The 13,919-nt window shown below is 62.8% G+C and carries 15 protein-coding genes and 1 tRNA gene; 7 read left to right on the top strand and 9 right to left on the bottom strand.

Annotated features, from left to right (window positions below):
• Positions 1-144: 144 nt before the first annotated feature.
• From HALLA_RS00390 to HALLA_RS00375, 4 genes are all read left to right on the top strand, one after another.
• The gene (locus tag HALLA_RS00390; protein WP_049951537.1) at positions 145-1,389 is read left to right on the top strand and encodes an aminotransferase class V-fold PLP-dependent enzyme; all 1,245 of its coding nucleotides are present in this window, start codon (positions 145-147) and stop codon (positions 1,387-1,389) included.
• Positions 1,390-1,630: 241 nt separating this feature from the next.
• On the top strand, positions 1,631-1,891 hold the full coding sequence (locus HALLA_RS00385; RefSeq protein WP_049951536.1) for a hypothetical protein: 261 nt from the start codon (positions 1,631-1,633) through the stop codon (positions 1,889-1,891).
• Positions 1,892-2,049: 158 nt separating this feature from the next.
• On the top strand, positions 2,050-2,466 hold the full coding sequence (gene sufU, locus HALLA_RS00380) for a Fe-S cluster assembly sulfur transfer protein SufU (RefSeq protein WP_049951535.1): 417 nt from the start codon (positions 2,050-2,052) through the stop codon (positions 2,464-2,466).
• 190 nt (positions 2,467-2,656) lie between these two features.
• A complete protein-coding gene (locus HALLA_RS00375) occupies positions 2,657-3,070 on the top strand; it encodes a hypothetical protein (protein WP_049951534.1) in 414 nt (137 codons plus the stop codon).
• On the opposite strand, the gene HALLA_RS00370 is transcribed toward HALLA_RS00375, so the two are convergent.
• From HALLA_RS00370 to htpX, 6 genes are all read right to left on the bottom strand, one after another.
• The gene (locus HALLA_RS00370) at positions 3,064-3,471 is read right to left on the bottom strand and encodes a type II toxin-antitoxin system VapC family toxin (RefSeq protein WP_049951533.1); all 408 of its coding nucleotides are present in this window, start codon (positions 3,469-3,471) and stop codon (positions 3,064-3,066) included. The genes HALLA_RS00375 and HALLA_RS00370 overlap by 7 nt on opposite strands.
• Entirely contained in the window at positions 3,472-3,714 is a 243-nt protein-coding gene (locus HALLA_RS00365) for an AbrB/MazE/SpoVT family DNA-binding domain-containing protein (protein WP_049951532.1), read from the bottom strand.
• 71 nt (positions 3,715-3,785) lie between these two features.
• A complete protein-coding gene (radA, locus tag HALLA_RS00360) occupies positions 3,786-4,817 on the bottom strand; it encodes a DNA repair and recombination protein RadA (RefSeq protein ID WP_049951531.1) in 1,032 nt (343 codons plus the stop codon).
• Positions 4,818-4,972: 155 nt separating this feature from the next.
• Positions 4,973-6,298: an outer membrane protein assembly factor BamB family protein gene (locus HALLA_RS00355; protein ID WP_049951530.1), complete on the bottom strand. Its 1,326-nt coding sequence runs from the start codon at positions 6,296-6,298 to the stop codon at positions 4,973-4,975.
• 89 nt (positions 6,299-6,387) lie between these two features.
• Positions 6,388-7,008, bottom strand: coding sequence for a PspA-associated protein PspAB (pspAB, locus tag HALLA_RS00350; protein ID WP_049951529.1), 621 nt, complete (start codon positions 7,006-7,008; stop codon positions 6,388-6,390).
• Between the two features lie 92 nt (positions 7,009-7,100).
• Complete coding sequence (htpX, locus tag HALLA_RS00345; RefSeq protein ID WP_049951528.1) at positions 7,101-8,015, bottom strand: zinc metalloprotease HtpX; 915 nt, start codon at positions 8,013-8,015, stop codon at positions 7,101-7,103.
• A gap of 391 nt (positions 8,016-8,406) precedes the next feature.
• Between htpX and HALLA_RS00340 the strand changes: the two genes are divergently transcribed.
• Together HALLA_RS00340 and HALLA_RS00335 are read left to right on the top strand one after the other, a co-directional pair.
• Entirely contained in the window at positions 8,407-9,576 is a 1,170-nt protein-coding gene (locus tag HALLA_RS00340) for a 60S ribosomal export protein NMD3 (protein WP_049951527.1), read from the top strand.
• Entirely contained in the window at positions 9,569-10,729 is a 1,161-nt protein-coding gene (locus tag HALLA_RS00335) for a class I SAM-dependent methyltransferase (RefSeq protein WP_049951526.1), read from the top strand. Before HALLA_RS00340 ends, HALLA_RS00335 begins: the two co-directional genes overlap by 8 nt.
• A gap of 302 nt (positions 10,730-11,031) precedes the next feature.
• Here HALLA_RS00335 and HALLA_RS00330 read toward each other — a convergent pair whose 3' ends face one another.
• Entirely contained in the window at positions 11,032-12,891 is a 1,860-nt protein-coding gene (locus tag HALLA_RS00330; RefSeq protein WP_049951525.1) for a helicase C-terminal domain-containing protein, read from the bottom strand.
• A 170-nt stretch (positions 12,892-13,061) separates the two neighbouring features.
• On the opposite strand from HALLA_RS00330, the gene HALLA_RS00325 reads away from it, so the two are divergent.
• Positions 13,062-13,148: transfer RNA gene (locus HALLA_RS00325), tRNA-OTHER, on the top strand.
• Between the two features lie 83 nt (positions 13,149-13,231).
• Here the strand turns inward: HALLA_RS00325 and HALLA_RS00320 are convergent.
• Positions 13,232-13,486: a DUF7561 family protein gene (locus HALLA_RS00320; protein WP_049953951.1), complete on the bottom strand. Its 255-nt coding sequence runs from the start codon at positions 13,484-13,486 to the stop codon at positions 13,232-13,234.
• A 118-nt stretch (positions 13,487-13,604) separates the two neighbouring features.
• Positions 13,605-13,778, bottom strand: a complete 174-nt coding sequence (locus HALLA_RS20875; protein ID WP_231587893.1) for a DUF5786 family protein — start codon at positions 13,776-13,778, stop codon at positions 13,605-13,607.
• Positions 13,779-13,919 lie beyond the last annotated feature (141 nt).

The raw sequence follows: 13,919 nt of genomic DNA, 5'->3' as shown, positions 1-13,919 counted from the left end.
GTCCGCGCGATCGCAGAAAGGGACCGTTTCGTGGGAAATCGATACCTCGGTCACGGCTCGAGCCACGCACCGTTCCGTTGGGAAAGCCTGCAGAAACGGGTGGGACCGAAGGAGTGTTTTGTCTTCGGTCCCTCCAATCCACTAATGAGCCAACAAAACGTCGGCACGCTCGATATCGAGCGTATTCGGTCGGACTTTCCGATCCTCGAGCGGGAGTTCGACGACCAGCAGGTGGTCTACCTCGATAACGCCGCGACAACCCAGACGCCCGACCCGGTTATCGACGCGATGAGCGACTACTACCGGCAGACGAACTCGAACGTCCACCGAGGCATCCACCACCTCAGTCAGGAGGCCTCCGAGGCCTACGAACGAGCCCACGATCGCGTCGCCGACTTCATCGGCGCGAGCGGCCGCGAGGAGGTCATCTTCACGAAAAACACGACCGAAAGCGAGAACCTCGTCGCCTACTCGTGGGGCCTGTCCGAACTCGGCCCCGGCGACGAAGTCGTGCTCACCGAGATGGAACACCACGCCTCGCTGGTCACCTGGCAGCAGATCGCCCACGAGACGGGCGCGGACGTGAAATACATCCGGATCGACGAGGACGGCCGTCTCGACATGGATCACGCACGCGAGTGCATCACCGACGACACCGCCATCCTCAGCGCGGTCCACGTCTCGAACACGCTCGGCACCGTCAACCCCGTCACCGAACTGACCGAACTCGCCCACGAACACGACGCGCTCTCCTTTATCGACGGCGCGCAGGCCGTTCCGAACCGTCCCGTCGACGTCGAGGCTATCGACGCCGACTTCTACGCGTTCTCCGGGCACAAGATGGCCGGGCCGACCGGTATCGGCGTCCTCTACGGGAAACAACACCTGCTCGAGGAGATGGACCCGTACCTCTACGGCGGCGGCATGATCCGCAAGGTCACCTTCGAGGATTCGACCTGGGCGGACCTCCCCTGGAAGTTCGAACCCGGTACGCCGCCGATCGCCGAAGCCGTCGGCCTCGAGGCTGCGATCGACTACCTCGAGGAGATCGGAATGGAACGCATCCAGGCCCACGAAGAGGAGTTAGCCGAGTACGCCTACGAACGGCTCGAGGCCGAAGGCGACATCGAAATCTACGGCCCCGAGCCGGGACCGGATCGAAGCGGGCTCGTCGGGTTCAACCTCGAGTCGGTCCACGCCCACGACCTCGCCTCGATCATGAACGACCACACGGTCGCGATCCGGGCCGGCGATCACTGTACCCAGCCGCTGCACGACAAACTGGGCGTCGCGGCCTCCGCTCGAGCGTCCTTCTACGTCTACAACACGCGCGAGGAGGTCGACAAGTTGATTGCGGCAATCGACGACGCGCGCCAGTTGTTCGCGTAAGCGAACAGCGGCGTGCGAGGAGATTCATCGACGGAGGTGTCACGAGTGAGCGAGGCGAACGAGTGACACTCAGCGAGACGCAGTGCGTCTCGCCAGACCGCCAGTTGTTCACGTAAGCGAAGCGAATGACTGGAAAGAAGCCCACAAATAGTCTCGCCGAACAGTCTTTCCGTGTGTGGTTCTCCCCCACACTGGATTTTTCACTTTCAGTCACCTACTCGGTATCGCCGAGGTGAGAACAATGTACGAGACACCACGAGACGTTCCCGAACGGGATCCGTTCGAGACCCTGGTCGACGTTCTCACCGCGGCGACCCGATACGACTTCGCACTCGGGATCGTCCTGGGTGCGTTCGCGGTTGCGCTGGTCGCCGCGTCCGTACTGGGAATTCCGGTACAGTACGCACTGCTGCCCGCTGCAATCGTCGGCGCAATGGTCGTCGCCGACGTCTGCTACCTGAACCCGCCGGTCGATCCCGACCAGGGTTCGAACACAGCATAGACCATCAACCGTTTTTCGCCGCGAACTCGAGCGTCACCACCAGCTACGAACGGCGCTCGAGTGCCGGCGCTTCGTACCGGAAACGAATTCGCGATCGGCAGGCGTCGAACGTAGCCCCGGAATCCTTTTACAGCGCACAGCCGTACTCGGATCCAATTATGGGAATGGGCTCGGATATGTATCGACAGCAGATCCTCGATCACTACAAGAGTCCCCGAAACTACGGGGAACTCGAGGATCCGACCTTCACGCACGTCGGGGAGAACCCGATGTGCGGCGACGAGATTCGCATGGACGTCAAACTCGACGACGAGGGGACGATCGAACGCGTCGCCTTTTCCGGCGACGGCTGTGCGATCAGTCAGGCCTCCGCGAGCATGCTCTCCGGAAAGCTCACCGGGAAAACCGTCGACGAACTGCTCGAGATGAATCGCGACGACATCATCGACATGCTCGGCGTCGACATTTCCCCGATGCGGGTTAAGTGCGCCGTCCTCGCCGAAAAGGTCGCACAGGACGGGGCGAAAATCTATCGCGGCGAACTGGACAAATCGAAGACCTCGACTGAAGATTGATTTCAGCCCGTAGCGGCTCTCGAGACCGGTACTGAGTACCGACGATTACTCGGTTCTACTCGCGCTCGAGCGACGGTGATTCGTTGCTCGCCTGAGAGTCGCCGGATCGACCGTCGAATATGGAATCCGATCCGGTCGCTTCTCGAGGTGCAACCCGGCCACTTACCCTCGAGACGACCGTTCGTCCGCTATGGTCGAAACGGCCGTCGGGTTCGTCCTCGGTGCAGTCATCGGTGCGATAGCCACAGCAGCCGGCTCGTACCTGCTCTACTGGAAGCGCGAACGCGACGCGACGAGGCGGCTCCGACAGGCGTTCAGACAGGAGCTTCGGGCCTACGAACACGTCGACGAAATCGTCGACGACGGGGGCTACGAGCGGGTGACGACCAGCGTCGAAACGCCCGTTATCTACGAGTCCGCCGCGGGTGATCTCGGCCTCCTCACTGAATCCGAGATCGGCAAACTGGTGGCATTTTACAGTTCGTTGTACTGGCTGCGAGGACTCGAGGATCCCGAAGACAAGAAAGAACGGATCGAATCGGTAGTCGAAAAACGCCGGGCGGCCCTCGAGGCGCTCGATGGGGCGAACGGCACCTATCAGTAGACGACCGTCTCGATCTCCTCGAGGGCTTCGAAGTCGGAATCTCCCGTATGAATCACGTCACACTCGGTGATGATCGCCGTCGAAATATGCAGCGCGTCGGCGTACGACAGTTCGCGCTCCCGGCGCTGGTAATATTTGCTTCGGATATTCGAGGCGTGAAGTGCTATTTCGCTCGAGACGGGAACGACTCGAACTGAATCGTCGTCCTCGATCGAGCTCGTGACGTAATCTGCCGTCTCGGTATCGAGATCGCGTCGGAGAATGTAATCGATTTCCGTGAGCGCGATCGTGGAGGTGAGACCATCATCTTCGCGAGCGTTCTCGAGGGCAGTTTCCGCCTCCGCGTCGGCGTCACCGCCGAAGACGTACTCGAGCCAGACCCACGAATCGAGATAGTGCACTCACGACCACCGTTGGCGTTCTCGCTCTAGGGCCGCCGTCGCATCGATGTCGGCTGTCGAACCTCGGTTTCGAGCGGCCTCGAGTCGTGCTTGCGGATCGGATGGAACGCGAACCATTCGAACGCCGCCGTCGTCATCGAGTCGGAAAAGCACCGTCTCTCCCGCCTCGAGACCCATCCGCTCTCGAATCGCTTTCGGAATTGTCACTTGTCCCTTTGACGTAACGGTCGATTCGTGCGACATAGTTCGCACTACTCGATACGCAGTAAGTGAATAAAAGAATTCTCCTTACAATAGTAGTATTTTTCCGATTTTTACTCCGGCTTCAGTCCCTCATCCTGGACACGCATCACGCCCTCGCCGTCGGCGAGGTTCGGCGCATCGACCAGTCGGACGATCCGCTTGTCGGCTTTGGATTTGCGGAGGTAGATGCGGAAGGTGGACTTGTGGCCGAGGATGTTGCCACCGATCGGCTGGGTCGGGTCGCCGAAGAACGAATCGGGGTTCGAGGCGACCTGGTTGGTGACGATGACCGCGGCGTTGTAGAGGTTGCCGACCTTGTCGATGTCGTGGAGGTGCTTGTTGAGTTTCTGCTGTCGGTCGGCGAGGTTGCCACGACCGACGTACTCCGCACGGAAGTGGGCGGTCAGCGAGTCGATACAGAGCAGTCGAACCGGATACTCGGAATCTTCCTGCTCGCTCGCGAGTTCCTTCGCCTTCTCGGCCAGCAGCATCTGGTGGTTCGAGTTGAACGCCTTCGCGACGTGGATCTTCTCGAGGACGTCCTCGACGAGGGCCTCGAGGGCTGTTTCGTCGTCGGCCGAGCCTTCGATTTCGCGGTCCTCGAGGGCGGCTTCGATCGCCTCGTCCGGGAGGCCACGAACCATGTCGTCGATCCGTTCCGGACGGAACGTGTCCTCGGAGTCCACGAAGATGACGCTCCCGTGGAGGCCGCCGACCTCCTTCGGCAGTTGCACGTTGACGGCCATCTGGTGGGTTACCTGGGACTTCCCGGCACCGAACTCGCCGTACACTTCGGTGATCGACTGGGTCTCGATTCCGCCGCCGAGCAATTCGTCGACCTCGTCGATGTGCCAGCTGAGTTTCCCGATCTCGTTCCGTCGCTCGAGGACGGTCGATCCGGTTTCGAAGCCGCCGATATCGGCTTCGTCGCGGGCCGCGCGAACGATATCGCTCGCGGTGGATTCGCCGACGTCGGCCGTGTTCGAGAGTTCGGAAGGAGAGGCGACGGCCAGACTCTGGAAGGAATCAAAGCCTGCGTCGTAGAGTTTGTCTGCGGTTGCCGGTCCGACGCCAGGGAGCGTTTCGAGGTTTACGTCTGCCATAGTCAGTCGTTGTGCCGGTACCCGTATAAAGCCTCGTTAACAGGAGAGTGAAAGTGAAAGTACGGGACGACGCTGGGGTGGACGATCACGAGTCCGAGAGTATATCCGTGAAGAGAGAATCAGCGAGCGTGAGTCAATCGTCGGAAAGGGCAGCGTCAATCCCAACTGCTCGTCTCGTCCCGCCAGGAGAGACAGTGGAGTCGGGTATCGTCCGTGACGACGTAGAGCGAGCCGTCCGACATCGCAGGACCGCTCGAGACGCCACTCTCGAGCGGGTAGTGCCACCCGAAGTCCGGATCGTCGGCGTCGATCCCGTAGAGGGAGCCACTCGAATCGCCGAGACAGAGCGTGTCACCGACGATGGCTGGCTCCGTGCGTGCGGTTCCGTCGAGATTGACGCCCTTCTTCGAGAAGAGCCAGCCGCGGAGTTTCCGATTGCCGAACATCGTGTCGGTGACGTGGAGGTAGCCGTCCCCGGCGCCGACGAAGACGCTGTCGTCGGTAACCGTTGGCGCGGTCGTGAACGGATCGTCGATCCGGTAGGTGAACCACGACTGTCCAGTTCGGGCGTTCAACGCCAGCAGGAGTCCGCCGTCGTCGGCGACGTAGACGCGGTCGCCCTCGCCCGCGTCGATGTCGCCCTCGACTGCGAGGGGCTCCTGGTGGCTTTCGTCGGGTTCGAGATCGGTTCCGCCCAGCTCGAGGCCTGATTCGGCCGACGAGTCGGTTTTCGAGCTGTCATTCTTCGGATCGTCACTCGAGCGGAGAGCGGATGGAACGCGATCGGTGACGCCGATTCGGTCGTCGCCAGTCCCCGCTGTCCCAGCATCTCTTGGGGTCTCGGTGCCGGGAACGACCGTCGGTCCGCCGACGACCGAACCCTTGATCGGGGTCGTCCAGACTTCCTCGCCCGTCTCCGCCTCGAGCGCGCCGACTCGGTTCTGGGACGTGCCGACGTAGACGTACTTGAAGTCGGTCCTGGACAGTGTGGCGGGCGCACCGACGACACCGGCCTCCGTTTCGTGAACCCACAGCGGGTCGCCGGTGGAAGCCTCGAGCGCCGAGACGCCATCTGCGTGACCGATGAACAGAACGCCCCGCGAAAGCGTCGGTGGCGCTTCGACGTGACCGGAAACCGTCTCCTGCCACCGGAGTGCGCCGGTTTCCGGTTCGAGTGCGAATACGGTGCCGTCGGTCGCGACGGCGAACAGGGAGTCGTCGGTGACGACGAGCGACGACCCGATCGTCAACTGGGTTTCGAAGACCCACCGCCGCCGACCGCCGTATCTGTCGAACGCGTACACGGTACCCGCGCTCGAGCCGACGTAGACGGTATCGCGGTCGAGCACGGGCGGTGCATCGATCGATCCGTCGACCGCGACGTCCCAGGTCGGCTCGGGACGCTCCAGCTCCTCGACGGTCGACTCAGTCCGGCGGCCCGAGTTCTCCCGATCGTGCCTGAACTGGTTCCAATCGCTCACTGGGCCAGCATAGCCGCTCGCAGGACATAATAGGTGCGACACGTATCGACCGAATTGGTCGATTCGGCGGACGAGCAACCTGCGACCGCCTACTCCCAGGGATGCGTTCCGGACGAACTCGGCCAGAGCGGGTACCAGTACTCCTTCTCGTCTTCGATTTCGAGTTCGCCGTCGAGCACCGACTCGAGTTTGAACTCGGCGCTCGAGTCGCGTTCGCGGCCGGATCGGGGGGCGAACGGGTAGAATCGCCCTCGTCGGAACGAATAGATCCAGTAGACGGGGCCACCACTGTCGCTAGCAGCGGTTCCCTCGTAGGCGAAGACGGCGGCGAGCAGTCGCGAGCCGTAGCCGTGCTCGATGAACGTGTCCGCCGCGAAGTGCATGCTCGTGATGAGGTCTTCGGGGTCGTCCTCTTCGAGGATGACCCACCTGTAGCCGTGGTCGTCCTCGGCGACCTCGAACTCGGTTCCCGTCTCCTCGCGGCCCGCCTCGAGGATCGCCTCGACCTCCGAGACGGCCTCGCGGAAGGTGCTCGAGTCGACGCCGGAAAAACAGAGCGCGCCGACGCCCGCCGAGTCGTAGCCCAGTTCGGCCTCCATGGTGAAGTAGGCCGTGCTCATCCCGAAGAGGTCGTCGGGGTCGGCGTCTCGCTTGGCGTCGGACTCGGCGCGCATTCCGAGTACGGACCGAAGTCCATCCAGCAGTCCCATACCAGTATTGTCGTGGGAACTACCTTAGAAGTCATCCATTTGTGTCGGGCTCGAACGAAGACGGTTGTGCCCGTGCGATAATTCCCCGTAAATCACGCCGTTGCCGTTTCGCGCTCGAGGTCCCGAAGCTGTTCGATCCGCCGTTCCGTCGAGGGGTGGGTGCTGAACAGTCGGCCGACGATGCCGGACTTCAGGGGGATGATGAAGAAGGCGTTCATCTCGGCTTCCTCGCGGAGGTCCTCGTCGGGAACCTTGTCGACCTCGCCCGAGATTTTCATGAGCGCAGCGGCGAGCGCGCCGGGGTTGCCGGTGATGGCGGCCGCGCCGCGGTCGGCGGCGAACTCGCGGTAGCGCGAGAGCGCGCGGATGAGGAGGTAGCTGATGATCCAGACGAGCAGCGAGATCAGGATGGCGACGAGAAGTCCCGCCGCGCCCTTTGCGTTGTCGCCCCCGTGGCTCCGCCCGCCGCCGGTAAAGAGCATCATCTGACCGCCGAAACGGACGATGAGGAATGCGATGGTCGAGAGAAAGGAGGCGATGGTCATCACGGCGACGTCGCGGTTTTTGACGTGTGCGAGTTCGTGGGCGAGGACGCCGTCGAGTTCCTCCTGATTCAGCGTTCCGAGGAGTCCGGTGGTCACCGCGACGACGGCGTTGCTCGGCGAGCGGCCGGTCGCGAAGGCGTTCGGAACCTTCGAGTCGACGACGGCCACCTTCGGTTTCGGCAGGTCGGCCTGCTGGGAGAGTCGGTCGACCGCGGCGTGTAACTGCGGGTACTCCTCGTACTCGACCTCCGTGGCACCCATGCTCCACAGCGTGAGTTTGTCGCTGTAGAAAAACTGAATCAGCGAAAAGCTCCCGAATAGCAGTGCCACGAGGAGGAGACTCAAAGCCCCACCGCCGAACGCGGTCGTGAGTGCGGCGATGAAGATCAGATACACCGCAAAGAGAAGGAACATCGTCAGTCCCATTCGCGCGCGAAGCCCCCAATCCGGTTGCCAGTCCATGCGGCTCTCTATGGTTCGAAGGGAGATAAGTTCCCTCAAACCGGCGGCCACGCAAGGGTATCTGGAACCCCCTCGTTTCGTATCGAGAACCGCCGACGCGAGTCCGTCTGACGCGGCGAGCCGGCGGCTGTCAGACGGCTGGCAGACGGGACATGTGAGAGTTCCACTGGCGATCGAGGTGAACTGAGGGAAAATCAGCATCGGTCACTCGGGTTAACCGGTGACTCGAGGCCCCCATTTCGTGTGGAACCGACTGACGCACGGATCGGTTCTCGCGAGGATAACCCCCTTATTTCGTGTGGAGTTCTCACAGACTGAGTCGAAGGGCCGTGTTTTTGGCCCCAACTGCGAGAACGCGCCGTTTAACTCGCTCAACCCCAAAGAGGGGCCAATGGCAGACTCGCGTGCGTTCTGTCCCCGCTGTGGGGATCCGATTGCGGACCGATCCGGGAGCGACGCGACCGAATCCACGGAATCGAACGGGGGTGTGGGTACACAGGAGATCCGCGAGCCGGCCACAGGCGAGACCGACCTCTGTCGAGCGTGTTACTTCGACGACTTCGAGTTCGTCGACGCGCCACAGCAGGTCGACGTTCGTGTCTGTGCCCGGTGTGGAGCGGTCCACCGCGGCCAGCGCTGGGTCGACGTCGGCGCGGACGACTACACCGACGTCGCAATCGAAGAGGTAAGCGACGCGCTCGGCGTCCACGTCGACGCCGAAGACGTCGCCTGGCAGGTCGAACCCGAACAGGTCGACGAGAACACGATCCGGATGCACTGTTATTTCACGGGCGTCGTCCGCGGAGAACCCGTCGAGGAGCAGGTCACCGTACCCGTCAGGATCGCCCGACAGACCTGCACTCGCTGCGGCCGGATCGCCGGCGACTACTACGCGAGCATCGTCCAGATCCGCGCCGAGGGCCGAACGCCGGTCACCGAGGAGGTCGACCGGGCTAAAGCAATCGCGAACGACATCGTCGCCGAGATGGAAGCGACGGGCGACCGCAACGCCTTCATTACCGAGGTGAGCGAGACGCCCGACGGGCTGAACATGAAGGTCTCGACCAACAAGATCGGCAAGAAAATCTCGAACAAGATGGTCGAGGAGTTCGGCGGGACCGTCAACGACGCCGAGACGCTCGTCACGGAGGACGAAGACGGCAACGAGGTCTACCGCGTGACGTTCGCCGTCCGCCTCCCGCCGTACCGGACGGGCGACATCATCGAACTCGAGGGCGACCAGGACGACGACGGACCGGTCCTCGTCCGGAGCGCTCGAGGGAACCTCAAGGGAACGCGCGTTACGACGGGCGAACACTACGAGGCGGACTACGAGGAGGGAAACTCCCCCGACGCTCGAAAGCTCGGCGAACTCGAGGATGGCGTGGAGACGACTGTCGTCACCGTCGAAGACGAGAACGCGGTGCAGGTGCTCGATCCCGAAACGTATCAGGCCAAGACGGTCGCCCGGCCGGACTACTTCGACCCCGACGCCGAGACGGTTCCCGTCCTGAAGAGCCGCGCCGGATTGCACATTCTTCCAGAAGAGGGCGATGACTGAACAGTCGGACGACACGGGTTCGAATCCCGATGCGGAAGCGTTCGTCTCTGCGGAAGCAAGTCCGAGCCTCGAGCCGGGAACCGAATCGCCGCTGGCGGTCGTCGTCGAAAAGCCGCGTGCGGAGGCGGCGATCGAATCCCTGCGGGCCGAAGGCGTCTACGACGATGAGCGACAGGTTCGCGAGTACGACGCCGAGACGGTCGCCCTGCCGATTTCTGCTCACCCCGCCGAGACGGCGGTGCTCGAGGTGATCCGACAGCTCGATCCCGACTACCGGAGTCCAGACCTCGAGCGGCGACTCGCCGAACGGGGCTGGAGTGAGGCAGACCTCGAGGCCGTACCGGGATCGTGGGCCGTCGTCGGCTCGGTTATCCTCGTGACGGTTCCCGAGAACTGCCCCGACGAGACGGCGCTGGCGGAGGAACTGCTCGAGATCCACGGCGAGGCAGACAGCGTGCTCGCCGACGAGGGCATCTCGAACGACGGAGCGGCGGGAACCTATCGGGAGCCGCGTACGCGACTGCTCGCGGGCCACCGCGATACCGAAACGGTACACACCGAAGACGGAACGCGGTACGGACTCGATCCGACCGAGGTGATGTTCTCTCCGGGGAATCAGGCCGAGCGAGTTCGAATGGGCGATGTCGTTAGCCCGGATGAGTGCGTCTTCGACATGTTCGCCGGTATCGGCTACTTCACGCTGCCGATGGCTCGAGCCGGCGCGCGGGTGACCGCGACCGAACTCAACCCGACCGCGTTTCGCTACCTGCTCGAGAACGCGATGTTGAACGACGTCCAGCGCGACCTCGAGGCCTACATGACCGACTGCCGCGAGTTGGCGGCCGATCTCGAGGTCGACCGCGTCGTGATGGGCTACTACGGCGTTTCCGAATCGGGCGCTGCCGACGAAGAAACGGCTCGAAGCGACGAAGCCCACGAGTTTCTGCCCGCCGCGCTCGAGGCGGTCGTCCCCGGCGGAACGGTCCACTACCACGAGGCGACGCCGGAGTCGCTACTGTGGGATCGACCCGTCCGTCGGCTCGAGGCGGCCGTTGACGACGCGGGTCGAACGCTCGAGGACCTCGAGTGCCGCCGGGTCAAGAGCCACAGCGCGGGCGTCGAACACGTCGTCGTCGACGCCGTGGTGGAGTGACGGAGCGCCATCGCTCGAGCGACGGTGAGAGAGGAGCAGGCGCTCGGCAACGTACGCGGCTGTGCCAAACGTAGCCGTGACATTCATGCCGGTCGGGCCTGAATCGACGTATCATGACCAGAAACCAGATCATCGCGCTCGTGTTCGCGGTGTTGATGGGAACGTCGATGATCGCGATGCCGGCGATGTACCTGTTTAGCTAATAGCAGTCATCTGTCACGCGTCACGTTCGTTCCGAGCGGGTTACGCCGGTCTATCGCCCTCGAGACGAGTCTTCCTCGAAGAAAATACAGATCGACCCGTCAGCCGTCAGTATCCCAGACGTCCGCCAGCGGGCTCGAGCGCGATGAGTCGCGCGCGGACGACCGGTTGCGATCGCTCGAGGAGCGGCCACCGGACCCGGATTGGGACCGCGAACCGGTCTCCGAACCAGTGGCCGAGTTAGGGGTCGAACGGCCGGACGACGAGTGGTTCACGCCGCCGGTTCCGGCGACCGCGGCCTGCGGGTCGAAGGCCGGGAGCGAGGGCGCGTCCATCCGGTCGACCTGCGCTTCGAACCAGTCGGGCATGTCCGCCTGCGCACGGTCGAAGAGATCCAGCAGGCTCGAATCAACCAGGTACGTCGCGCCGTAGTCGTCGGGCGCGCGGACGACCCGGCCACAACCCTGGATGATAGTCCGCAGCGCCGTGCGGTAGTACCAGGCCCACTGTCCCTCTTCGAGTCGGTGGGCGACCCGCGAATCGCCGGTGTTGAGAAACGGCGCTTTACAGAGAACCTGAAAGCGACAGAGGTCGCCCTTGAGGTCGAGCGCTTCCTCCATCTTGACCGAGAGGAACACGTCCGGGTCGTCGCTCGCCTTCCACTCCTCGAGGTCGACGTCCCGGCTCTCTCTCGTATGCGTTCGAACCCGCCCGCCGACGCCGAAATCCCGGAGGAGGTCGGCCAGTCGCTCCTGAATCGCGTAGGAGTGTGCGTGGACTAACCCCTTCTCGTCGGGGTGTTGCTGCATGATCCGGACGATGATTCGGGCGATTTTGGGGAGGGTTTCGTCGCGCTCGTCGTAGGTCATCTTCCCCTGTGTCACGTCGTACAGTGGGCGGTTTTCGACCGGGAATGTGTGCTCGACGTCGACGAGGGCGACGTTCTCCGGCTTCAGCCCGACCTGCCGGCAGAACGCGTCCTTGTTGAGAATCGTGGCCGAGAGGAGCGCAAACTTGTTGCCCCGATCCCAGACGGTGTGTCTGAGGTACCGCTCGGGGTTCATCGGCTTGATCGTCAGCGGGCCGCCGAGTTCGGCGTTCTCGCCGTCGCCCCCGTCGGTTTTACTGGCCGGTTCCTGATCGACGAGCCAGGTCGTCGGACTCTCCGGGTCACGGTAGTCGGAGACGAACCACTCGAGTTCGCCGATGAGTTCCTGAAGTCGATCCCGCTCGCGGACATCCGCAGGCGTGAGCGTCTCCTGGGCGAGCAACTCGTCTTTCCTGCGAGTGCACGTCTGGGCGAGGTTTTCGGCGTATCGCGCGGCGCGGTCGACCCCGCCGATGTCGGGAACGCGAAGGTCCTCCCAGATGGGTATCGAGCGGGGGCCGAGTCGGATCGTCGCGTACATTTCGGCCCACTCGGCCAGTCCGTGGGCTTCGTCGACGACGACCACGTCGCGGGTTCGAAAGACCTCGCTCCCCGCAGTTTGCATGAAATACGCGAGCGTCATCGCCGCGATTTCGCGGTTCGATGCGATCGCCCGGTCCGAAAAGTACGGACAGCGATGTTTGACCGAGCAGTCGTACCCGCGTTCGCGGACACACGGGGCCTGATTCACCGGCGTGTCGCGCTCGTGGGGAAGAATGCAGTTGTAGTTCGACTTCCCGCGGATGACGTTCAGATCCGAGAGCAGGTCGTCGGCCGCGACGTCGTCGAGCTGAGACACCTGCGGCGTCGTGTAGTAGGCCCCCGACGGCTCGCTCGGATCTGCCTCCTCGATCGTCTGTGCACAGCCGGCGATCGCTCGAGCCAGCAGGGACTTCCCGCTTCCCGTCGGCGCGCGCACGAGTACCACGTCGTTGCCGGCCTCGAACGCGTCGCGAATATCGCGGAGGGCCGCCTCCTGGGCTCCGCGGTAGCTCGGCGCGGGAAACTCCTCGAAGATCCGCTCGGTGTTCACCGTTCGAGTCACGGAGGGGCTCGGTCCTAAAAGCTCCGGACCGTCGCCGTCGGTGAATATCGGGACGGGTATCGAGCGAACAGCGGTCCTCGAGCGGCCGTCGAAATCGCCGCCTACCGAGCGGTAAGCGATCGATTACAAATACGAAATACCCCATCGTACCTGAACGTGGAAGGGTCGCTCAGCGGAAGAGCACCGTGGGCACCCTGCCCGCGGAGGCCCTCTGGCCTCGTGGCGTTCGAATCCCACCCCTTCCGTTCTCGCAGAACCGCTTTACGTTCTCGCAGGTGCCGATCAGTCGAGAGTGTCTCGAGGCGACGGAACCGATCCGTATCGACATTCAGCGATCGGAACGGACAGAGCCGACAACAGAGCCGTCGTCGCTTCGCTCCAAATTCTCGATGTCCTCGACCGTCGGGTTCTCGGGCAACGCCTCGAGACACGGGTAACAAAGCAGGTGACTCGAGCCGTCCATGAGCTCGAGGGTCATCGCCGTGCCGTCGCTGCCGTCGTTTTCGCCGAACGTCCAGATGTTAGCGACGCCGCCCGCGACCGAGATCGGTCGGCCACAGCCATCACACGAATCAGTACCCATAGCGATCAGCATTCATAGCGAACATTCGGTACGGAACTGGCAAAGTCGTTCCCCCGTTTCGGCTCGACAGTCCTGCCGGTACGGCGGTAGATTGCGGCGGAAAAGGGGGTGATCGCCACTAGTCCGATTTGATCTCCTCGAACTTGTTCAGGAGTTCCTCGGCTGAATCGCCGGAGTCGTACTCGACCGTTCCGTGGTGAATCGTGCGCTCGTCGTCGAAGTCGGTGTCGACTTTGGAGGCTTGTTTTTCACGTCGCTCGTGCTCGTCTTCGTCATAGGCACCCATTGACATGGTAACTACACACATGTAGGTAGTTCTCTCATATCAAGGTAACGGTTAAATCGGGCGGAGACGCATCGGAAACGCAGTATTTCACGAAAAGTGGTAGGAGAGCCAGAAGGGAAGACGTATGCGAGACCAGCACCTACTGTG

Source organism: Halostagnicola larsenii XH-48 (assembly GCF_000517625.1).
GTDB lineage: Archaea > Halobacteriota > Halobacteria > Halobacteriales > Natrialbaceae > Halostagnicola > Halostagnicola larsenii.
The sequence above is the reverse complement of the archived record's forward strand: the minus strand, read 5'-3'. Positions and strand labels throughout refer to the sequence as shown.

Bases quoted from the DNA above. Each gene is read 5' to 3' on its own strand.
- HALLA_RS00390 (WP_049951537.1), top strand. From the start codon at position 145: ATGAGCCAACAAAACGTCGGCACGCTCGATATCGAGCGTATTCGGTCG.
- HALLA_RS00385 (WP_049951536.1), top strand. From the start codon at position 1,631: ATGTACGAGACACCACGAGACGTTCCCGAACGGGATCCGTTCGAGACC.
- sufU (WP_049951535.1), top strand. From the start codon at position 2,050: ATGGGAATGGGCTCGGATATGTATCGACAGCAGATCCTCGATCACTAC.
- HALLA_RS00375 (WP_049951534.1), top strand. From the start codon at position 2,657: ATGGTCGAAACGGCCGTCGGGTTCGTCCTCGGTGCAGTCATCGGTGCG.
- HALLA_RS00365 (WP_049951532.1), bottom strand. From the start codon at position 3,714: ATGTCGCACGAATCGACCGTTACGTCAAAGGGACAAGTGACAATTCCG.
- radA (WP_049951531.1), bottom strand. From the start codon at position 4,817: ATGGCAGACGTAAACCTCGAAACGCTCCCTGGCGTCGGACCGGCAACC.
- pspAB (WP_049951529.1), bottom strand. From the start codon at position 7,008: ATGGGACTGCTGGATGGACTTCGGTCCGTACTCGGAATGCGCGCCGAG.
- htpX (WP_049951528.1), bottom strand. From the start codon at position 8,015: ATGGACTGGCAACCGGATTGGGGGCTTCGCGCGCGAATGGGACTGACG.
- HALLA_RS00340 (WP_049951527.1), top strand. From the start codon at position 8,407: ATGGCAGACTCGCGTGCGTTCTGTCCCCGCTGTGGGGATCCGATTGCG.
- HALLA_RS00335 (WP_049951526.1), top strand. From the start codon at position 9,569: ATGACTGAACAGTCGGACGACACGGGTTCGAATCCCGATGCGGAAGCG.
- HALLA_RS00320 (WP_049953951.1), bottom strand. From the start codon at position 13,486: ATGGGTACTGATTCGTGTGATGGCTGTGGCCGACCGATCTCGGTCGCG.
- HALLA_RS20875 (WP_231587893.1), bottom strand. From the start codon at position 13,778: ATGTCAATGGGTGCCTATGACGAAGACGAGCACGAGCGACGTGAAAAA.